Genomic DNA, 21,086 nt, shown 5'->3' on the forward strand with positions numbered 1-21,086 from the left:
GAAGCAGGCAAGGGGACTGTCAAGGACTGCCACATGCGTTGATTTTTGGAAAAAGCCATGTAAATTGAGAAGAGTTTGTTTTTGGGTTGGAATTTTACAGGGACCGAGCGCCCAGCCTCTTTTGTTGCCCGCTTTAAATATCATATCAATCGGTAAAGGGCAATATAACAAACCGCTTCTTGCCAATATCGGCCGCTGGCAAAAAGGTTGACGGGCATGGGAGCTATCCGATATCATCCACAAGTACCATAGCTTTGATAAGTAACTGATATTCCAAAAGACCGTGAAGGTCCTTATTTTTATCTATCACCCTTTTCACCAAGGAGATAACCGCCATGGCTGCCAAAGTTGCAATTAACGGTTTCGGCCGCATCGGTCGGAATGTTTTCAGGGCTGCACTGAATTCACCGGATATCGACATCCAGGCGATCAACGACCTGACCGATGCCGAAACCCTCGCTCACCTGCTGAAATACGATTCAGTCCATGGAATTTTTCAGGCCGAAGTGACATCCGACGGTGAAAACATCGTCGTTAATGGGAAAACCATCCGGGTGTACAAAGAAACCGACCCTGCCGCCCTGCCCTGGAAGCAACTTGGCATCGACATCGTCATCGAATCCACAGGACATTTCACCGATCGTGACAAGGCGAAAAAACACCTGCAGGCCGGAGCCAAAAAGGTCGTTATCAGTGCCCCGGGCAAAGATGCAGACATCACTGTCTGCATGGGGGTCAACGAAGGCAATTATCAGCCCGATCGTCATGAAATCGTCAGCAACGCATCCTGCACCACCAACTGCCTCGCCCCTGTGGCAAAAATACTCAACGAGCAATTCGGCATCGTCAAAGGACTGATGACGACCGTGCATTCCTACACAAATGACCAGAAGATCCTCGACTTACCTCACAAGGATCTTCGCCGGGCCAGGGCTGCCGCTGTTTCCATGATCCCGACAACGACAGGAGCCGCCAAGGCGGTCGCCCTGGTCCTCCCGGAACTGAAGGGAAAACTGGACGGCATGGCAGTACGCGTCCCTACGCCAAACGTCTCCCTCATTGACCTGGTGGTGGAGACAGAGAAGAACACGACGATCGAAGAAGTCAACAACGCGATGAAAACAGCCGCCGAAGGTGCGATGCGGGGCATTCTCCAATACTGCGACCTCCCGCTGGTGTCCCGGGACTTTAACGGCAATCCCGCTTCCTCCATCGTTGATGCCCTTTCCACAGCGGTCATTGGCAGCAACATGGTCAAGGTTTTGTCCTGGTACGACAACGAGTGGGGCTATTCCAATCGTATCTTCGACCTGGTTAGCTATATCGCCTCCAAATAGCGTCAAAGAGGCAAGGCAAATCAAAGGCGGATCTTGACGGATCTGCCTTTGGCTTGTTCTGCGCCTGCTTGCGTTTGATAAAATTTCACCAGACAGGAGTGTCTATCCATGCCTGAAAAACTATCTGTCCTCGACTTGGATCTTAAGGGGAAAAAAGTTTTCTGCCGTGTTGACTTTAATGTGCCCCTGAATGAGGCTGGCGCGATCACCGACGACACCCGCATCCTCGGGGCCCTGCCCACCATACGCCACATCATCGACAAGGGCGCACAACTCATCCTCGCCTCCCATCTCGGACGCCCGAAAGGAAAGCATAATCCCAAGTACAGTCTTGCTCCCGTGGCTCCCCACCTTTCCGGACTCCTCAACAGGAATGTCGCCATGGCCGAGGACTGTATCGGACCTCAGGTCACCAGCCTCGTAAACCAAATGGAAAACGGCGACATCATTCTTCTTGAAAATCTCCGTTTTCACGCCGGCGAAGAGAAAAACGACCCCGACTTCTGCCGCCAACTGGCCGATCTGGCTGATGTTTACGTCAATGATGCCTTCGGCACGGCCCACCGGGCCCACGCCTCCACCGAAGGCGTGGCGCGGCTCCTTTCTCCCGCGGCAGCCGGTTTGCTGATGGAAAAAGAAATCCGTTATCTCAGCCAGGCGCTGGCTAACCCCAGCCACCCTTTCGTGGCGATCCTCGGGGGCGCCAAAGTATCCGACAAGATCGCGGTCATTGAAAACCTGCTTGGTAAGGTCGACAGCCTTCTCATCGGCGGCGGTATGGCCTACACCTTTTTGAAGGCTCAGGGCCACCATGTTGGCCGCTCCCTGGTGGAGGAGGATCGACTGGAGCTGGCGAGCGAGCTGCTACGTCAGGCCGAGGAGAAACAAGTCAAGATGCTGTTGCCGACAGACCACGTCATCGCCTCGGAATTCAAGGAGGATGCGCAGCACAAAACCTGCTCCAATCAGGATTTTCCCGCAGACTGGATGGGCCTCGATATTGGTCCGGAAACCTCCAAAACTTTTTCCACAGTACTGCAGAAGGCTAAAACGGTTATCTGGAACGGTCCCATGGGCGTATTCGAATTTGAGGCGTTTTCCAAAGGAACTTTTGCGGTCGCCAAGGCCCTGGCCGAGTCCGAGGCCCTGTCCATCATTGGTGGCGGGGATTCGGTCGCTGCTGTCAACAAGGCCGGCCTCAACGATAAAATGACCCACATTTCCACCGGAGGGGGAGCCTCTCTGGAATTCCTTGAGGGTAAAATACTTCCCGGCATAGCTGCCTTGACCGACAAAAGCTGAAGGACGGAGTATCTCATGCGTAAACCGATTATCGCGGGCAACTGGAAGCTTCACAAAACAGTGGAGGAGAGCCGTCAGCTCATAAAGGCGCTGGCAGAGGGTTTAAAGGATGTGACGGACGTCGAAATCGTGGTAGCCCCCGTCTTCACCTCCCTGGAGAGTGTGGTGGCCGCCGCCAAAGGCAGTCCGATCGCCATTGCCGCACAGAATTGTTATCCCGCCCCGTCAGGTGCCTTTACCGGCGAAGTGTCGCCAGCTCTACTTAAAGACGTCGGCTGCATCGGAGCCATAGTCGGCCACTCGGAAAGACGTCAACTTTTCGGGGAATCCAACGCATTTATCAATAATAAAGTCCAGGCCCTGCTGGCCGCCGACCTGCGAGCCATCTTCTGCATTGGCGAAACCCTGGATGAGCGCGAATCCGGCCGTATGTATGACATCCTTACCATGCAGGTCAAAGAAGGTCTGGCCGGTCTCACTCCTGAGCAGATGGCCAAGGTGGTCGTGGCCTACGAACCTGTATGGGCCATCGGTACCGGAAAAACGGCCTCAAATGAGGAGGCAGAAGAGGCGCATGCCTTCATTCGCGGGCTACTACAGGGAAACTTCAATGAAAAAGTTGCCGAAAACACTCCTATTCTGTACGGTGGCAGTGTCAAGCCCGGGAATGTCGATGGGCTCATGGCCCAGGAAGATATCGACGGTGTCCTTGTCGGTGGAGCCAGCCTGGTCGCCGAGGATTTCATCCGCATTGTGCGCTTTGAACGAACCGAACCCGCTCAGCACTAATATTTTCTCTTTGTAAAAAGAAGAAACTATGCTAGGTTACGCCGGTTTACAGATGATTTCCCAAGGAGTTGAACCATGTCCGCATTGCTACTTGTAATTCACGTTGTTGTCTGCATTGCCCTCATCATCATCGTCCTGCTACAGGCCGGAAAAGGCGCCGAAATCGGGGCTTCTTTCGGTTCTGGCGGCAGCAACACGGTTTTCGGGGCCTCCGGAGGTCAAAGTTTCATGAGCAAAATGACCGCGGGCGCAGCCATTATCTTCATGCTCACCAGCCTTACTCTGGCCTATTTTCACGGCCAACCCGGAGCAAGCAGTGTCATGCCTGAGAACCTGGCTCCTCAAACACAGGCAGCGCCTCAAGCGCCGGCCGAAGCTCCCGTGACAACCCAGCCTGAGGAGACAAAAAATTAAAAATCCGGTTTAATTTCTTGTTGACACCTTCGGGCTAAATCAGTATATATACAACCCGTCAAAGCCGAAGTGGTGGAACTGGTAGACACGCCATCTTGAGGGGGTGGTGGCCAATTGGTCGTGAGAGTTCGAGTCTCTCCTTCGGCACCAAATAAGTGAAAAGCCCGGTCTTTTGACCGGGCTTTTTTTGTGACTCAGCACCCGCTTTACGTCAACAACCACAACCGCAGTTATGACAGACAATCTTGGCGCTTCCTTCCGGCTCAACCGTTTCAGGAGCAAAAGCCACTCGATTGACCCCACGCCGCACATCCTCCACAATATCCAGATGCGCGCTTTTCCCTATGACGTGCCCCAGGCAAAGGTTGAAAATATTATCCTGGGGGGAGCGTAGCCGCACCGCATTCAGCAGGTCGCCATACCCGTTAATATCCAGGGTCACGGCGTCATCATCGCAGTAATTCAACTGGATATCGTAGCCGGACAACTCTCGGGCTAAATCATCCAGCATCACGGCCATAGGCTCCCTATCGATAACATAATTCTTTTTGCCCTCAACCGCCCTGCAGCGATAAAAGGCCACCGTAATTTGTTTTTGAGGCATACTCGGCAAAACTCTCTACAAAGGTTGAAAGGTCATAGTCATCGCTGGTGGATCCAGGACGTATCCCCGCTACCCTGCCGAAGAATTTCAACCTGATCATCAATAAGGCTGATAACCGTCGAGGCATCGCCCAGCAGAACCCCGCCATCCACAACCATATCCACCATTTTGCCCAAGCTGGCTTCGATTTCGGCAGGGTCGTGTATGGGCTCTTCCCCACTTATATTGACGCTGGTTGTCACCAGAGGATGCCCCAATTCCTTAACGATAGCCTGAGCGATTGGGTTATCGGGAATGCGGATACCGACGGTCTTCTGTTTGGTGGTCAGCAAATCTGGAACAATACGGGTCGCTTCGAGGACAAACGTGTAGGGGCCAGGAAGATTGCGCTTCATCGTTTTAAACGCGAAGTTACTGACCTGAGCATAATTGGCGACATCGGAAAGGTCTGAACAGATGAAGGAGAAAGGTTTACGGGGATCACGCTGTTTGATCTGGTAGATCTTTTTGACCCCCTTTTTGTTGAAAATATCACAACCGATGCCGTAAATCGTATCGGTCGGATACACGATAACTCCACCTTGCTTGAGACATTCGACAACCCGGTTGACAAGTCTCTGCTGCGGATTAATCGGATTAATAGACAAAATCATGAGAAATCTCCACCAGAAAAGTCGTCACAGCAATCACGAATATTGTTGTCTCTTTAGATTGACAGGTCCCACCAATACTAACATACGTCGTCGATTTGTCTCCACGACTCTCACCGCTCTTACAGCAGGAATTTAAGGCCCGCCACCCCGCGAAGAGATGCGTAAATGCTATGCACCTGTTCCATGTTGTAGAGACGAACAAGAACAGATACCGCCAGATAGTTCCCCTGAGAGCTGGGTCGACACTTGATGGAGTCGATGGGTACGGGGACGACCTCGGAGACGGCACGGTGTACCGCTCGCAGAAAAGCCCCTTCCCCCTCGTCACTGCCGACGGCTTTGAATAGGTAGTCGCACGGAAACTGGATGAGACTATCGGATGTGTCCATATTAAACCTCAAGACTCTTACCGGTATGGCCGAAGCCTCCCGTATTGCGCTCGGTGGCCTCAAGATCTTCCACTACCTGCATGATGGCCTGCTGAACAGGCGCAATGACCAGTTGGGCAATGCGGTCTCCAGGAGAAACAACCACCTCTTCCTGACCGTGGTTGATCAGAATAATCCCAAGTTCTCCTCGATAATCGGCATCAATGGTTCCAGGCGAATTGACCAGAGCAATCCCCTGTTTCAAAGCCAAGCCCGAGCGCGGACGCACCTGCCCTTCGAAACCAGCCGGGATAGCCAAGGCGATGCCGGTCGGCACCAGCAGACGTTGACCGGGGGCCAGGCGTACAGGTGAGTCCAGAGCGGCGTAAAGATCCATCCCCGCCGCCAAATCAGTCATATAGCGCGGGACAATCGCATCACCCCGAAGCTTTTTGATACGCACTGTAATAGGATTCATTTTCCACTCTTCCTGAAGCCAAGTAACCTGACTAGCCCAACGTCAGATCCAGCAAAGGAAATTGTTTTTCTTCAATCTGGCCAAGCAGTTGAAGATTAAGATAGTCGTCCTGAAAAAGAAAATGCGCCAATCGTTGAATACTTTCGGCCGTGACCTTTTCGAATTCGCCGAGAACCTGCTTCAAGGAAGGCTGTCGTCCAAGATATATCTCGTTTTTGGACAGTCGCGTCATCCGGTTATCCGTGCTTTCGAGGGACAGCAGCAGATGCCCTTTCAACTGGTCCTTGGCTGCCTTCAACTCTGCCCGGGAAACGGGTTCCACCTTAAAGCGCTGCATCTCTTTTAGCATCATCCGAACAACGAGGGGGGCATTCTCCGTGGACGTGGCCGTATAGAGCACCAGGGCGCCGGCATCAGAGTGGCTGTTGAGATAACTATAGATGGAATAAGCCAAACCCTGCTCTTCGCGTATCGTTTGGAAAAGCCGGGAGCTCATACTGCCTCCGAGAATCGTATTAAGGATGTAAGCGGAGAACCGGTTGGGATGATTTTGCGGCAGGGCTCTGGTGCCGAGGCAGATATGCACCTGCTCGAGGTCCCGGCGGGTAAAACTCAAACTCGGTCGATAGTCTGGGTGAGAATGAACCTGCTTCCTGGCGCCTGCGGCCATCTGGCCAAAAACTCGGGCGATGCGATCGACGACGTGGTCATGATTCAGATCGCCGGCAGCACAGACCAGGATGTTCCCTCCAACGAGGAAGCCTTCAAGATGAGCAAGAAAATCATCCCTGCTCATGTTTTTAACGGATTCACGGGAGCCGAGAACCGGCCGCCCGAGAGGGTGATTCCCCCAAAAGGTTTGGCTGAAGAGATCGTGTACCAGATCGTCTGGCGTATCCTCCACCATACTGATTTCCTGGAGAATAACCCGACGTTCTTTTTCAATCTCATCGAGATCAAATATAGAGGATTGGAGCGAATCGGCAAGAAGGTCAATGGCCAGGGGGAGATGCCTGGCCAGAACCTTAGCATAAAAACAGCAGTATTCCCGGCTGGTGAAGGCGTTAAGCACTCCACCAACCGAGTCAATCTCCCTGGCAATTTCAAGAGCACTGCGGCGACTGGTTCCCTTGAAGAGCAGATGCTCGACAAAGTGCGAAATACCGCCTTGCGCCTGGTGTTCGTGACGCGAACCGCTTTCCACCCAGATCCCGATAGTCACCGAATGGACCGCGGGTACATTTTCGGTGACTATGCGGATCCCGTTTTCAAGCGTCGTCTTTTCTATCATGGGTGGCAGATGAAGCTACTCCACAGGGGGAGTCTGGTCAAGTGCCTCTTTGCGGGAAAGCTTGATTTTCCCCTGCTTGTCGATGGCCAGAACCTTGACCAGGACCTGGTCTCCTTCCTGAAGCACGTCCGTAACATTGCGGACACGCTCTTTGGCAAGCTCGGAGATATGCACCAGACCGTCAGTCCCAGGGAATATCTCAACAAAGGCGCCAAATTCCATAATCTTGCGCACAGTACCCATGTAGAGCTTGCCTACTTCGGCTTCTTGCGTGAGATCACGAATCATCTTGACGGCCCGCTGACTGGCTTCGCCGTCAGCCGAAGCGATATTGATACGGCCATCATCTTCGATGTCGATAGAGCATCCCGTCGCCTCGATAATGCTGCGGATCGTTTTCCCGCCCGAGCCAATAACGGTACGCACTTGGTCCGGTTTGACATAAATGGTAGTGATTCTGGGGGCATAGGGTGAGAGTTCGCCACGCGCCGAGCTGATGGCTTCCGCCATTTTATCCAGAATATGGATGCGTCCTTCACGAGCCTGCTGGAGCGCCTGCTGCATGATTTCCCGGGTGACGCCAGTAATCTTGATATCCATCTGCAGAGCAGTCACCCCGTTGCGGGTACCGGTGACCTTGAAATCCATATCGCCAAGATGGTCTTCATCACCCAGGATGTCGCTGAGAACGGCGACATCGTCGCCCTCCTTGATCAGCCCCATGGCAATACCGGCGACGGCTTCCTTTACGGGTACGCCAGCGTCCATAAGGGCCAGAGAACCGCCACAAACGCTCGCCATGGAAGAAGAGCCGTTGGACTCAAGGATGTCGGACACAATACGAATAGTGTACGGGAAATCGGTGTGTGCGGGCAGAATCTTGGAGATCGAGCGCTCGGCCAGCATGCCGTGACCGATCTCGCGGCGGCCCGGAAAGAGACGCATGCTGGTCTCACCCACGCAGAACGGCGGAAAGTTGTAGTGCAGGTAGAATTTCTTAAATTCCATCCCCTGCACATTGTCCATGCGCTGCTCATCCACCGCCGTCCCCAAGGCAACGGCCACCAGGGCCTGGGTTTCGCCACGGGTGAAGAGGGCACTGCCGTGGGCGCGGGGAAGGTTGCCGATCTCACAGGTAATCGGCCGCACCGTTTTCATATCGCGGCCGTCGATGCGTACTTTTTTGGTGATGATCATCTGGCGCACGACACGCTTTTCGATCTTACCGAGGATCTCACCGATTTCATCAAGGCGATCCTCATAGTCAGCGGTCAGAGTTTCCTTGACCTGGGATTTTGCCTCGGCCAGGGCCGCATAGCGCTCCTGCTTGGTGCGGATGGCAAACGCCTCGCGAATCTTGTCTTCCGCCAACTCAGCCACTTTAGCCGCCAGATCCTCATCGGTCTGTGGCACCTCAAATTCACGCTTGGCTTTGCCGACCAGCTCGCCCAACTTGACCTGAAGATCAATCAGCGGCTGCATGGCGTTGTGACCGAAAAAGACGGCTTCGAGCATATCCCCTTCGGAAAGAAACTCGGCCTCTCCCTCGACCATGATGACGGCGTCACGAGAGCCAGCCACAACGATATCGAGATCGCTCTGCGCCATCTGCTCAAGCGTGGGGTTGGCCACGAACTGCCCCCCTACCCGGCCGACGCGAACAGCCGCGATGGGACCATTGAAAGGGATGTCCGATACTTCGACGGCAGCCGAAGCGGCAACAATAGCCAGAGTATCCGGATCGTTGACGCGATCGGCGGAAATCACCGTGGGCATAATCTGGGTTTCAAAGAGGTAGCCCTTGGGAAACATGGGCCGCATGGGGCGGTCAATCAGACGGCAGATCAGGGTTTCCCGTTCAGAAGACCCGCGCTCGCGCCGGAAGAAGGAACCGGGAATCTTGCCTGCCGCATAAAACTTTTCCTGATAATTGACGGTGAGGGGGAAGAAATCCTGCCCCTCACGCAGCTTACGCGAAGAGACAGCGGTACACAGCACCTGGGTTTCACCATAGGTGACAACCGTGGCACCATCAGCCTGCCGGGCCATCTTTCCCGTTTCAATTGTAAGGGGTTGACCATTAAACTCTACTTCTACCTTGTGATAAGCCATGTTGTTCTCCTTCGCTCCTCTCCAAAACAACCGGAAAGAAGCATCTGTTCTTTGTGTGCGTTCTCAAATGGCAAAAGGAGGATGGCCTGAGACAACACCTGTATTCCTCTTGGGAGGAACTCAGATGTTCTCTCGGGACAACCTCCGATGCCGGACCAAAACTAAAGGCAGCAGCCCCCTTAATTCCGAGAGCGTGCTGCCCTGTATTACCTGCGGATTCCCAATTCTTTGATGACCGTGCGATACCGGTCGACGTCCTTCTTTTTCAAATAATCGAGAAGCCGACGCCGTTGCCCTACGATTTTGAGCAGTCCACGCCGGGAGTGATGGTCCTTCTTGTGTGTGCGGAAATGCTCGGTCAGATAAGTAATCCGCTCAGAGAGAAGGGCGATCTGTACTTCCGGGGAACCGGTATCACCTTCGTGGGTCTTGAATTTGTCAATGATTTCCTGCTTGCGTTCCGTGGCTAACACCTTGCCACCTCCTTTCAAACTCTTCTTCTGGAATATACCAGTCTATTAGCTGGTTCAAAAACATCGGACTTTGTACCATAAAAACCGGAGAGGTGTAAAGGCTTAATCATCCCCATCTCCCGGAATCATCACCCGCAGCAACTCGAAATCCCCCCGGCGCTCCTTTTGTCTTCCCGGGGCGAATTGAACTACGGCCAAAAGACGTCCATCGTAAATAAGACCTGCGGTATCTCCCTCGGCGATCGAGCATGGCCCTTCAATGGCCTCCAGTGCAGGAGGAATACCGAACTTCAGGGCGCGGGCGGCATCGATGGAGACCGGCAGCAGGGCAAACCCTTTCATGGCTTCAAGCGGAGAAAGCAGCGGGATGTCAGTGACGGGCATGCTCTCCAACCGATCGAGAGGAACGGCGTCCGCTTCATCAAAAAACCCGTTGCGCGTACGACGCAAGGCCGTCAGATGAGCCCCCGTGCCGAGTTCCTCGCCGAGATCATGAGCCAGAGATCGGATATAGGTGCCTTTTCCGCAATCGACCTCGAGGGTAACATAAGGCAGGCTTACCTCCAACACTTCAATCCGTGAAATCTCGACATTTCTCGGCTCCCGCTCCACCTCGATCCCTTGTCGGGCCAGTTGATGAAGAGGGATGCCGTTCTTTTTGATGGCCGAGAACATAGGAGGAGTCTGCTGAATGTCACCGATAAACTTCTGGCAACAGCGAACAATGTCGTCCGAAGTAAGGGGAGGCAGGGGCCGGCGCTGCAGAATCGTCCCTTCGGCATCGTAGGTATCGGTTGTTTCCCCCAGTTTAAGCGTGGCGCGATAACTTTTTGCACCGGCCATGAGAAACTGAACGAGTTTAGTCCCTTCGCCGATGGCGACGGGCAACACACCGGTAGCCATGGGATCAAGGGTGCCAGTATGGCCGACCCGCTTCGTGCGAAAAAGTCGCCGAACTCGCCGGACCACGTCATGGGAGGTCAGGCCCTGGGGCTTGTCAATAATCAGAAGACCATGCATGGATGTCAAACGAGGAGAGAGTCCAGGCGGGTAAAAACACTCAGGCGAACGTCCTCAATAGCTCCCTGCACCGTGGCGCCGGAGGCATTATGGTGCCCCCCGCCCCCCAGTTCCCTGGCCAGGGCGCCGACATCGACTCTCCCCTTGGAGCGAAATCCCACCTTGTAATGGTCCGGAGAAACTTCGCGGAAGAAAAGAGCGACTTCGACACCCCGAATGGAGCGTGGATAATTAATGAAACCGTCAGTATATTCCGGACCGGTTTTCGTAGTGGCCATCATGTCCAGGGTTGCCGTTACCGAAGCATAGCGTCCGCAGCAAGAAACCGTCAGGGTATTCAGTACCGAACCGAGCAGGCGAAGTCTCTTTTCGTCCTGGCTTTCATACAGGCCGGAAGCGACATCCCAGGGAGAAACTCCGGTCGCGACCATTTCAGCCGCAATGGAAAAAGCTTCCGGATCGGCATTGGAATAACGAAAGGAACCCGTGTCGGCCAGGATGGCGGTATAAATACAGAGAGCGACCGGCGAGGAAATGGGATGTTCCATCCCTTTGAGAATGCGGTAAATCAGGGCGCCAGTGGCACTGGCCGCTTCATCGACAAAATACACCGAGCCGAAATTTTCGGAAAAAGGGTGATGATCGATATTGACCAGGGTAGTACAGCACTCTTTCAGGTGAGACCCGGCTCGGCGCAGTTCACCGGCATCCAGCACAAACCCGACGTCAAAAGGTTCAAGGCCGTCCAGATGCTGGACAATCCTTTCAGCGCCAGGCAGGAAGGTGAAATCGGTAGGGACAGTGTCGCGATTATAAGCGACCACCTCTTTGCCCATTTCAAGAAGGGCGTTGGTCAGAGCCAGGGTCGAAGCCATCGCATCCCCGTCGGGACTTTCGTGGGAGGCGACCAGGAAACGTTTGTTTTCTTCAATTATCCTGCTGATTTTCGTGATCATCGGCGCTTTCGGAGTGAATGTCTTTCAACAGGGTCTCGATGCGATTGCCATATTCCAGGCTGGTATCGTACTTGAGAACGATGTCGGGCACGTGACGCAGACGCAAACGTTTGCCAAGTTCACGGCGAATAAAGGGGATAGAGCTGTTTAAGCCTTTTTCCGAATTCTTGCGGGCCGCTTCGTCGCCCAGCACCGTAAAATAGACCTTGGCAATCTGGAGATCCGCTGTGACATCGACGTTGGTAATCGTGACAAAGCCGATGCGAGGATCTTTAAGTCCGTTGAGCAGGAGTGAAGAGATTTCTTTTTGGATTTCCTCTCCAACTCGTTGTGTGCGTTTCGAATCCACTTAATAAAGCCTTCTATTTATGAGTAGTGCAAGAATTCCGTGTCCTGGTCGAGCACATCGGCCAAGGCCAGACGCTCAATTTCGTCTTCGATGTGACTGAACACGGTCTGGATATCAGCCTCGCTGGTCGCGACCATGCAGAACCCCACCTCGGCCCGCTGCCAAAGGTCCTGACTGCCCACCTCGGCTGCGGACACCGGGAATCTCTCGCGGCAGCGGCCGATAATCCGTTTGACTACACTGCGCTTTTCCTTGAGATTCTGTGGGGCATGCAAATGAAGATCGAGCCTCATAATGCCGACAACCATGATTTAGGCCCTTTTTTAAAGGGTGGTCTTGATAGCTTCCATCTCGAAGGCCTCTATGAAGTCCCCGACCTTGATATCATTGTAATTCTCAAGACTAATGCCGCATTCATAGCCCGTGGCCACCTCTTTGACATCGTCTTTGAAACGCTTCAGGGAGCTCAGCTTGCCTTCCCAGACAACAACACTGTCGCGAACGAGACGAACCTGGGAGGACCGAAGAATCTTGCCGTCCACCACATAGCAGCCGGCAATGGTGCCGACCTTGGAGATGGAAAATGTCTCTCTGACCTCGGCGCGCCCCAGATGCTTTTCGCGGAAGGTCGGCGCCAGCAGACCTTCCATGGCGTCACGAATATCGGCGACAGCGTCATAAATAATATTGTAAAGGCGGATATCGACCCCTTCCGCTTCGGCCAACGAGGTCGCCTTGGCTTCGGGACGCACATTGAATCCAAGCACGATGGCGTCTGACGCGGTGGCCAAAGTGACATCGCTTTCGGTGATGCCGCCTACGCCGGTGTGAATGACGAGCAGACGGCAGGCATCCGTGGACAGCTTGAGAAGAGAGTCCTTGACCGCCTCAACGGAGCCCTGAACGTCACCCTTGATAATGACTTTGAGTTCCTTGACATCCCCCTGCTGGATTCGGGCATACAGCTGCTCCAGAGAAATCTTGCTCGTTTTGGCGAGTTCCGCCTCTCGAAGCTTCTGCTGGCGATGCTGGGCAACATCCTTGGCGGTCTTTTCGTCATCGACGGCATGGAACGTATCGCCGGCATCGGGAACGCCGGAAAGCCCGGTAACCTCGACAGGTACAGAAGGCCCGGCTTCAGTAACGCGGCCACCGCGGTCGTCGGTCATGGTTCTCACTCGGCCGAAATGAACACCGCTGACAATGGGATCACCAATGCGCAGGGTTCCCTCCTGAACGAGCACCGTCGCCACAGGCCCCCGGCCTTTGTCGAGACGGGCTTCGACAATGGCTCCTTTAGCGTGTTTGTCAGGATTCGCTTTGAGATCCATCACCTCAGCCTGCAGAAGGATCATCTCCAGCAGTTGATCGATGTTAAGACGCTGCTTGGCGCTGACCTCCACAAAGATCGTCTCTCCACCCCAGCTTTCCGGGACAAGGCCGAACTCGGTGAGTTCCTGCTTGACGCGATCCGGGTTAGCGTCCGGCTTATCCATCTTGTTGATGGCGACAATAATGGGAACCTCAGCCGCCTTGGAGTGATTGATCGCTTCCTTGGTCTGTGGCATGACGCCGTCATCGGCAGCAACGACGAGGATAACGATATCCGTTACCTTGGCCCCACGGGCACGCATGGCCGTAAAGGCTTCGTGGCCGGGGGTGTCGAGGAAACTGATTTTCCGGCCGTCAAGCTCAACATCGTAAGCGCCGATATGCTGGGTAATGCCGCCAGCCTCGCCTTCCGTTACGTTGGTCGCCCGGATGGCGTCAAGAAGACTGGTTTTACCATGATCGACGTGACCCATGATCGTCACCACGGGGGGACGGCTTTTAAGATCTTCAGGCTTCTCTTTTTCGCCTTCCTTGATCCCGGCATGCTCAAGAACGGTCTCTTCATCAAAAGCGACGTTCTCGACTTCGTAATTGAATTCGGAGGCGAGAATGGCAGCCGTATCAAAATCGAGAGGATGATTGATCGTCACCATCGTCCCCTGGCGCATCAATTCACGGATAAGGTCGTTCGCCTTGATTCCCATGCGCTTGGCGAGTTCGCCGACAGTGATGACATCGCTGATCTTGATGATCCGTTTGATGGCCTTGGATACGGTAATTTCAGTCCTTTTGACCGGCTTCGCCGCTTTGCGCCCCCTACGAGTCCGATCAGCGTGATCGGGCTCGAAGATTTCGCGACGCCCCTTACGGCGCAGTCCATCCCCCTGAGATTCACTGTAATCGGCCCCTTTTCCCTTCTTCTTCTTTTTGCCGCCGCGCACTTCTTTACCGGCAAAGGGCTCACCCAGGGAAGGTGGCGGCAACGTGGGTGCAGAAGGACGGCCGGCACCCATGTCTCCGCGCCGTTTGGTCGGCGCACCGGCTTCACGGCGCGGAGCTCCCCGGTCAGGAGCACCAGCGCCAGCCTCAGGACGTCTGGGAGCACCGCCTTCGCCACGATGGGCAGCGGGCGTCTCAGCGCGCCGCCCTTGCTGTTGCGGCGGAGCCTGTCTCGGCAGTTCGACACGCCCAAGAATCTTAGCCCGGGAAGCCGTCGGCTTGGTGGCCTTGGGAGCAGAAACGGGTTTTTCTTCAGCAGGGGTTTCTTCCTTGGCAGAAGGCGCGGCAGGGGGAGTCTTGCCAGGCTCTTCCTCTACCTTGGCGGTTATTTCAGGTGCAGCTTTTGGTGCCGGAGCGGCTGCTTTGGGTGCAGGTTCCTCAACGGCAGTTTCAGTCACAACCTTTTCGGCAGTCGCCGCCTTCACTGGTGTTTCCTCACCCTTTTTATCAGCGGCTTTGCCCTTTGCAGGCACAATCGGCTCATCCGCCTTCGCCACACTCACCGGAGTCTCGTCGGGGGCTTTGGTGATCTTCTCCTCAGGGAGAGCAGCAGCTTCCTCAGCCTTTTCAGGGGATGATGGCTCTTCAGCGCCAGTCGCTGTGGCCGCGGGAGGAACCTCCTTGCGACGACGCCGAATAATCCCCGGCGTGATCCTCTCTTCTTCGATCTTTTCGACAGCAGGAGTGGAGGCCGCCTCAAACTTGCGGACGTCATCTTCCTCGAGAACGCTCATGTGGGTTTTTGCGTCAATCCCCGCTTCCTGAAGGCGTTCCAGAAGATCTTTGTTTTCGAGCCCGAGTTTCTGTGCCAGTTCGTATACCCTTGTCTTTCCCATCAAAACTCCCCTGCGATGTGCTTATATCGTGATAGTTCCTCAATAATCGAGTTTGCCAGCCCTCCGGGTTTGATCCCGACCACGCTCCGTTCTTCCTTGCCGAGCAGATGCCCCAATTCTTCCTTGTCAGAGAAGGTGAAGCAGGGAACCCCAAGATGACCGGCCTTGCTTCTGATCTTATCCCCAATCCCATCAGAAATATCGGCAGCGAGGATAACGGATCGAAAGGAATCAGGTGATGACAGTGCCGTCAGAACCAAATTGCTGCCGGACACCAAACAACCTGACTTACGAGCCATTCCAACCAGAGAAAGAATGCGGCTTCCGATTTCGGTCACCAACGATTCCGTCAGCGCCTCAGCGGAAACATCTTCCGCCTTACCTCGAAAAGCGCGACTAAATTGGCGTTTTTTCACCGCGTCCGCAATACACTGTCGATTCAGACAGGTATAGGCTCCTCTGCCGGGCAGCCTCTTCCGGTAGTCCACCAGAACCTCGCCTTGAGGACTTACAACGTACCGTACCAGTTGCTGCGGGTCAAAGGTTTCGCGACAACCGAGGCACGTCCTCTCGGTTTTGTGACTGCTGGCAGCCAATCGGGCTACTCTCCCCCTTCTTCCAAGTCCTCATCAGGCGCTTCCAACTCAGCGGAAAGGCCTTTAAGAGCGGCAACAAGCTCGTCCTTGTTCATGGAACTGCGCCCGGGAATGTTATGCTGTTTGGCCAATTCGTAAAGCTCATCCCTGGACAGAGAATCATACCCCAGAGACACCGAAGATGAGGGCCTTCCGGCGCTATCCTCATCGGCCTCACCGGCCAGCTCCTCCATCTCTGCTTCGGCTGCCCGCGATTCACTCTTGATATCGATCTTCCAGCCCGTCAGCTTGGCAGCAAGACGGACGTTCTGTCCTTTTTTGCCGATAGCAAGGGACAATTGATCATCGGGCACGATAATCTCCAAAGCCTGCTCTTCATTATCGACGTACACACGGGTTACTTCGGCAGGTGCCAGGGCCGCGCAGGCAAATCGGGCAATATCGGGAGACCAGGGGATGATGTCGATTTTTTCACCGCGCAGCTCAGAGACGACATTCTGAACGCGGGATCCCCGCATCCCGACACAGGCCCCGACGGGGTCGACATCAGGATCATGGGAGACGACGGCGATCTTAGCTCGGCTGCCGGGTTCGCGGGCAGCGGCCTTGATCTCCACAATCCCTTCATAGATCTCTGGCACTTCAACCTGAAAGAGCGCGGAGACCACACCGGGATGGGTGCGGGACAGGATAATCTGGGGCCCCTTCGGAGACATCTTGACTTCAGAGACATAGGCGCGAACCCGATCCCCCTGGCGGTAATTTTCACGGGGAACCTGCTCACGGTGGGGGAGCAGAGCTTCGGCGCGGCCAAGGTCGACAATCAGATCGCCTCGCTCGTACCGACGGACAATGCCGTTGAGCAGTTCACCGACCCTGTCCTTGAATTCGTTATAGACCCCTTCCCGCTCGGCTTCCCGCACCTTCTGAATGATCACCTGCTTGGCCGTCTGGGCAGCAATGCGGCTAAAGTTACTGGCGTCCATTTTCATCCCGAGGGAGTCTCCGACTTCCACCTCGGGGTCAATTTCACGGGCCTCCTCCACGGAGATTTCCTTATAGGAGTCCTGCACATCCTCGACGACCGTGACAAACTCGAAGAGTTCAACTTCGCCCATTTCGTCATTATAGTGTGCTTCAAGATCACGGGTGTTACGGTACTTCTTGTTGGCGGCGGAAAGCACAGCCGACTCAAGGGCTTCAACCAGAATGGCCCTGTCCACCCCCTTGTCCTTAACAACCTGATCAATGATGTGATTAAGATTTGTAACCATCCAGACATCTCCCTGTATATTCTTCTCGCCGCCGGCAGCAGCGAAGTTGACCTGTTCGCCCTGGCGTGTCGATTATCAATTTTACCTCAAGCCCTTTTAAGGCTCAGAATTCTATTTCCAGATTGGCCTTGGCAATGGCATCCAGGCCAATCTCGACGATGCCACCCTTCTTATCGGTTTGTCGGATGCGAACCCGGCCCTCTTCAAGACCCAGCAATTCCCCCTCGAAGGTCTTGCGTTCGTGCCCGCGACCGTCCGGGTCCAGCTTCTCGTAGGTTTTGACTTTGACCAGTCGCCCCCGGTAGCGCTCATAATCCTGCGGCTTCTTCAAGGGCCGATCGAGTCCGGGCGATGAAACTTCGAGCCGATAGGCCACATCGATCACATCTTCGATCTCAAGAACAGCCCCAATTTCCCGGCTGAAATCGGCGCAATCATCGAGAGTGACGCCGCCTTCCTTGTCGATAAAAAACCGAAGAAACCAGTCTCTTCCTTCGCGCTTGAATTCGACATCAACCATCTCCAGCCCAAAATCGGCCAGAATAGGTTCGGCCAATTGTTGTACGCGAGCGAGAGTTGTTTCCTGCACCATAGGTCAAGCTCCGAAAAACAAAAAAAGTGAGCGGTGAAGCTCACTTTTTACTGTGAACAAATTAAACAACATGTTCCTAACACGAACAGATGGAAATTGCAACCACTATTTACATCAGGGGGTCGCCTTAAAGCCCAGAACAGCGGACCGGAGCATCTCTTCCATCTCACCATAATCCGTATCATTTTTCAGGGGATCGGTGTAGTACAGGTACACCCAATAGGGAGAGGCAAAGGCCACAATACCCACAAATCGGCGCGGTTCTTCGTGCATTTTGTAGTCCGCAGAAATACGCCAGGCATATTGAGCACCGGCCAGCCGCGCTTTTTCAACCTGGGCCACCACAGCGCTGACTCCTTCGTCCCCCTCAAGGGAGCTTACGGCATAGCGGGCGGAGTTTTCGACACCACGAGCGGAAGGAGCCACATCACCCTCGCCCAGACGACTGATATCGACGTCGAGGTGGGCCCCAGTGGCCGGATTAAAGACATACCCTTCATCGGACTGCAACTTTTTCAAAGCGGCATTTTTCAATTGTTCTCTGGTCGGAGGGTTGGCCAGCTGCCCCTTTTCTTCCAACTCATGCTCGATGTGTTCGGCCATCTCTTCGACCAGAGTCATCGGCGGTTCCGACGATATCTGCCAGTTATCCCCCGGCAGACGGATCCCCAAAACCATATCGTCAGACAGGGCGAGGGTTCTCATGTCACTGGCGATACTGGCGCGGTAATCCTGCGTGCAGCCACAAACCAGCAAAAACACCACCAGACCAAACACAATCCTCAGTTTCGGCATAATGATCTCCAAGGTTGGAAATTAAGAACATTTCTTTTTTTTATACCACAAGGTGCCCTGAATGCCAGCGTCGAGACTTACGGCACCCCACCCGTTACTCTTTCAGCAAAAGAGTCAGACTTTCCGTATGAAAGGTCTGCGGAAAAAGATCAAAGGGTCGCGACCAGGCCAAGTCATAGCCCTGATGAATCAGGGGCTGCAGGTCCCTGGCCAGGGTTGAGGGGTCACATGAAATGTAGAGAATTCGAGGCACCACGGCAGCAACGAGTTCTTTAACCACACCATAGGCGCCGGTGCGCGGTGGGTCGAGCAGGACCAGGTCAATAGGGGCTTTTTGTGACAAGTCATGGAGCGCTCCTTCGGCTGGCCGAGCCAGGAAATGAGCATTGGCAATACCGTTGTCCCGAGCGTTTTGACGCGCTTTCTCAATGGAAGGCTCAAAGTCCTCAACGCCGGTCACCGAAGCCGCCCGACGGGCCAGAGGCAGGGAAAAGTTCCCCATGCCGCAAAAAAGATCCAGCACATTCTCCCTGCCGGTCAGCTCGGCAGCCGCGAGCACCTCCATCACCAGGCGTCTGTTCTGCTCCAGATTGATCTGAGCGAATCCACCGGGGCCATAGGCCAACGCCAGGGGAGGTTCAGCCACCTGGATGTGTAAATCCGTTTCACCATAGACCTGGCGCAGGGTCTCCTTACGACCCGACTGCACAAAAAGAGCGGCTTCCACTTTATGGGCCGGCTGCTTGAGCCAGCCATGAAAGGCATCGGGATCTGATCCTATAAAATGGAGGACAACCCGGCAGCGCCCATCATCTCCTACGGCCATATCGACCTGAGGGATCAGGCTGGCGAAAGGGGACGCCCCCAAAAGGGAACGCAGAACGGGCAGCAGAGCATTGAGCCGCTCGTCAGTAATAGGGCAGCGCGCTATATCGACAACATAGTGACTGCCCGCCCGATAAAACCCCATGACGAAACCTTCTTCCGTCATGCGGCATTTAAACTGCACGCGACTGCGGTAGCCCCACTCCTTGGCGGAAGGGACAATTGACAGGACCTTGTCACTCGCGATTCCCGCCTGCCGCATTAAAAGGTCGCGAAAAATCTTTTCCTTCCAAACCAGTTGCTGCTCATAGGGCAGATGCTGCCACTGACAGCCGCCGCACTCGTGGGCCACGGGGCAAGGGGGCTGATGTCGATGCGGAGACGGCTCCAGCACTTCCACCAGTTCTGCCTCGGCAAAGCGCTTCTTTTCACGGACAGTGCGGCAGCGAACCAGATCTCCCGGCGCGGTACCGGGCACAAAAACGGCCTTGCCTTCCAGCCGCCCGACGCCGCGGCCACCAAAGGCCAGCGAATCAATGCGGAGGGTAGTGATCATGGTTTCGGCACAAACAGATGGCGGGGTTTACGGGCACCAGCCATTTCCTTCGCCACAAAACGGGCCGGGAACTCGGATGATCCCAGGTAAGGGAAATTGGATCGGCTAAATTCATCCAGCATTCTTTGGCGGGTTTCTTCCACCTCCGCCCCCGCCACCCCCATGCGATCCAGAGTGCGACGATAAATGGCCTCGTCACCCAACACCGACCGGGCCTTACGAACCTTATCCTCCGCCTCACCGGCTGTTCCGAAAATTTCAGCCGAAAGAGGGATGCGGCAACTTACATCGATACAGATCCGGTGATAATCGCCAAAGTAGCGATTTGATCGATCAAAGAACTCGACGACAACACCATTCTCCAATACCTGGCGATCCAGCAATATACTCATTTCTCTCCTTTTTTCCTTCGTTCTTCTTCCACCCAGTCAATGCTCCTGCACAAGCCGTGCAGAATGCGCACCTCCCTGTCGTTGAGGCCGGCGCGACCGAAAATCCGTCGAAAAGAGCGCAGAATATGGTCGGGATTTTGCGGATCAAGAAAGCCGATATCGAGAAGGGTGCGGCGAAGATGAGCATACATGCCTTCCAGAACCTTCGACGTCGCCATTTTTTTGCGGCCGGCTCCCTTCCCCTGCATGCGGCCAAGGGCGCGAGAAGTTTCATAGAGACAGAGGGAGACAGCCTGCGCCAGGTTCATCGACGGCAAAGCGTCGTGGGTAGGGATGGTGATAAAACGCTGGCACAGATCCAGCTCATTGGTCAGCAGCCCCTTGTCCTCCCGCCCGAAAACCAGGGCGACTCGTCCCCTCTCCGCCAGGGGCAGAAAGTGGTCGGCCGCTTCATCGGGGTGCAGAAAATCCTCGCGATACTTGCCGAACCGCCGGGTCGTTCCCAAGGCAAAGTGACAGTCGGCCAGCGCCGCCTCCAGGCTGTCGAATACTCGGGCCTCATCGAGCAGCACGCCGGCCTTGACGGCCATGCGACGCGCCTCATCCGCCAGATGATCGACCTGGGGCTGGACTAGGCGCAGGTCCGAAAAACCGAAATTCATCATGGCCCGGCAGACCGAGCCGATATTGAGGGCGCCCTGGGGTTCGACCAGGACCACCGCCACGTTATCGAGATTCATAGA

23 protein-coding genes and 1 tRNA gene are annotated in these 21,086 nt (G+C 54.8%); 5 read left to right on the forward strand and 19 right to left on the reverse strand.

Annotation, left to right across the window (positions count from 1 at the left end; translation table 11 throughout):
* The first annotated feature begins 335 nt into the window (after positions 1-335).
* The 5 genes from gap to MJO47_RS13405 all read left to right on the forward strand — a co-directional run bounded on the left by gap (position 336) and on the right by MJO47_RS13405 (position 3,992).
* Complete coding sequence (gene gap, locus MJO47_RS13385) at positions 336-1,337, forward strand: type I glyceraldehyde-3-phosphate dehydrogenase (protein WP_253961615.1); 1,002 nt, start codon at positions 336-338, stop codon at positions 1,335-1,337.
* A 108-nt stretch (positions 1,338-1,445) separates the two neighbouring features.
* The gene (pgk, locus tag MJO47_RS13390) at positions 1,446-2,639 is read left to right on the forward strand and encodes a phosphoglycerate kinase (RefSeq protein ID WP_253961616.1); all 1,194 of its coding nucleotides are present in this window, start codon (positions 1,446-1,448) and stop codon (positions 2,637-2,639) included.
* 15 nt (positions 2,640-2,654) lie between these two features.
* On the forward strand, positions 2,655-3,428 hold the full coding sequence (gene tpiA / locus MJO47_RS13395) for a triose-phosphate isomerase (protein WP_253961617.1): 774 nt from the start codon (positions 2,655-2,657) through the stop codon (positions 3,426-3,428).
* Positions 3,429-3,503: 75 nt separating this feature from the next.
* Positions 3,504-3,842 carry a preprotein translocase subunit SecG gene (gene secG, locus MJO47_RS13400; RefSeq protein ID WP_253961618.1) on the forward strand — a complete coding sequence of 113 codons (339 nt, stop codon included), beginning with the start codon at positions 3,504-3,506 and terminating at the stop codon, positions 3,840-3,842.
* A 63-nt stretch (positions 3,843-3,905) separates the two neighbouring features.
* Positions 3,906-3,992: transfer RNA gene (locus tag MJO47_RS13405), tRNA-Leu, on the forward strand.
* A 61-nt stretch (positions 3,993-4,053) separates the two neighbouring features.
* Here the strand turns inward: MJO47_RS13405 and MJO47_RS13410 are convergent.
* From MJO47_RS13410 to MJO47_RS13500, 19 genes are all read right to left on the reverse strand, one after another.
* The gene (locus MJO47_RS13410; RefSeq protein WP_253961619.1) at positions 4,054-4,446 is read right to left on the reverse strand and encodes a hypothetical protein; all 393 of its coding nucleotides are present in this window, start codon (positions 4,444-4,446) and stop codon (positions 4,054-4,056) included.
* Positions 4,447-4,484: 38 nt separating this feature from the next.
* On the reverse strand, positions 4,485-5,099 hold the full coding sequence (locus MJO47_RS13415) for an L-threonylcarbamoyladenylate synthase (protein WP_253961620.1): 615 nt from the start codon (positions 5,097-5,099) through the stop codon (positions 4,485-4,487).
* Between the two features lie 119 nt (positions 5,100-5,218).
* Positions 5,219-5,488: a YbeD family protein gene (locus tag MJO47_RS13420; RefSeq protein WP_253961621.1), complete on the reverse strand. Its 270-nt coding sequence runs from the start codon at positions 5,486-5,488 to the stop codon at positions 5,219-5,221.
* Between the two features lies 1 nt (position 5,489).
* Entirely contained in the window at positions 5,490-5,945 is a 456-nt protein-coding gene (dut, locus tag MJO47_RS13425; RefSeq protein ID WP_253961622.1) for a dUTP diphosphatase, read from the reverse strand.
* Positions 5,946-5,976: 31 nt separating this feature from the next.
* Positions 5,977-7,236, reverse strand: a complete 1,260-nt coding sequence (locus MJO47_RS13430; protein ID WP_253961623.1) for a pitrilysin family protein — start codon at positions 7,234-7,236, stop codon at positions 5,977-5,979.
* A 15-nt stretch (positions 7,237-7,251) separates the two neighbouring features.
* A complete protein-coding gene (pnp, locus tag MJO47_RS13435) occupies positions 7,252-9,348 on the reverse strand; it encodes a polyribonucleotide nucleotidyltransferase (RefSeq protein ID WP_253961624.1) in 2,097 nt (698 codons plus the stop codon).
* A 206-nt stretch (positions 9,349-9,554) separates the two neighbouring features.
* Positions 9,555-9,821, reverse strand: a complete 267-nt coding sequence (rpsO, locus tag MJO47_RS13440) for a 30S ribosomal protein S15 (protein ID WP_253961625.1) — start codon at positions 9,819-9,821, stop codon at positions 9,555-9,557.
* A gap of 102 nt (positions 9,822-9,923) precedes the next feature.
* Positions 9,924-10,841, reverse strand: coding sequence for a tRNA pseudouridine(55) synthase TruB (gene truB, locus MJO47_RS13445; RefSeq protein WP_253961626.1), 918 nt, complete (start codon positions 10,839-10,841; stop codon positions 9,924-9,926).
* Positions 10,842-10,846: 5 nt separating this feature from the next.
* Positions 10,847-11,797, reverse strand: a complete 951-nt coding sequence (locus MJO47_RS13450; protein ID WP_253961627.1) for a bifunctional oligoribonuclease/PAP phosphatase NrnA — start codon at positions 11,795-11,797, stop codon at positions 10,847-10,849.
* Positions 11,769-12,146, reverse strand: coding sequence for a ribosome-binding factor A (locus MJO47_RS13455; protein WP_253961628.1), 378 nt, complete (start codon positions 12,144-12,146; stop codon positions 11,769-11,771). Before MJO47_RS13455 ends, MJO47_RS13450 begins: the two co-directional genes overlap by 29 nt.
* A 17-nt stretch (positions 12,147-12,163) precedes the next feature.
* The gene (locus MJO47_RS13460; RefSeq protein ID WP_253961629.1) at positions 12,164-12,454 is read right to left on the reverse strand and encodes a DUF503 domain-containing protein; all 291 of its coding nucleotides are present in this window, start codon (positions 12,452-12,454) and stop codon (positions 12,164-12,166) included.
* Between the two features lie 15 nt (positions 12,455-12,469).
* Positions 12,470-15,313: a translation initiation factor IF-2 gene (gene infB, locus MJO47_RS13465; RefSeq protein WP_253961630.1), complete on the reverse strand. Its 2,844-nt coding sequence runs from the start codon at positions 15,311-15,313 to the stop codon at positions 12,470-12,472.
* A complete protein-coding gene (locus tag MJO47_RS13470) occupies positions 15,313-15,909 on the reverse strand; it encodes a DUF448 domain-containing protein (protein WP_253961631.1) in 597 nt (198 codons plus the stop codon). Before MJO47_RS13470 ends, infB begins: the two co-directional genes overlap by 1 nt.
* Positions 15,910-15,914: 5 nt before the next feature.
* Positions 15,915-17,183 carry a transcription termination factor NusA gene (gene nusA, locus MJO47_RS13475; RefSeq protein ID WP_253961632.1) on the reverse strand — a complete coding sequence of 423 codons (1,269 nt, stop codon included), beginning with the start codon at positions 17,181-17,183 and terminating at the stop codon, positions 15,915-15,917.
* A 103-nt stretch (positions 17,184-17,286) separates the two neighbouring features.
* Entirely contained in the window at positions 17,287-17,775 is a 489-nt protein-coding gene (locus MJO47_RS13480) for a ribosome maturation factor (RefSeq protein WP_253961633.1), read from the reverse strand.
* A gap of 114 nt (positions 17,776-17,889) precedes the next feature.
* Positions 17,890-18,570, reverse strand: coding sequence for a hypothetical protein (locus MJO47_RS13485; RefSeq protein WP_253961634.1), 681 nt, complete (start codon positions 18,568-18,570; stop codon positions 17,890-17,892).
* A 94-nt stretch (positions 18,571-18,664) separates the two neighbouring features.
* The gene (rlmD, locus tag MJO47_RS13490) at positions 18,665-19,951 is read right to left on the reverse strand and encodes a 23S rRNA (uracil(1939)-C(5))-methyltransferase RlmD (protein WP_253961635.1); all 1,287 of its coding nucleotides are present in this window, start codon (positions 19,949-19,951) and stop codon (positions 18,665-18,667) included.
* Positions 19,948-20,343, reverse strand: a complete 396-nt coding sequence (locus tag MJO47_RS13495; protein ID WP_253961636.1) for a hypothetical protein — start codon at positions 20,341-20,343, stop codon at positions 19,948-19,950. Before MJO47_RS13495 ends, rlmD begins: the two co-directional genes overlap by 4 nt.
* Entirely contained in the window at positions 20,340-21,083 is a 744-nt protein-coding gene (locus tag MJO47_RS13500) for an RNA methyltransferase (RefSeq protein ID WP_253961637.1), read from the reverse strand. The genes MJO47_RS13495 and MJO47_RS13500 overlap by 4 nt, the downstream gene beginning before the upstream one ends.
* Positions 21,084-21,086: the final 3 nt, after the last annotated feature.

This window comes from Desulfuromonas sp. KJ2020 (assembly GCF_024197615.1).
GTDB lineage: Bacteria > Desulfobacterota > Desulfuromonadia > Desulfuromonadales > SZUA-540 > SZUA-540.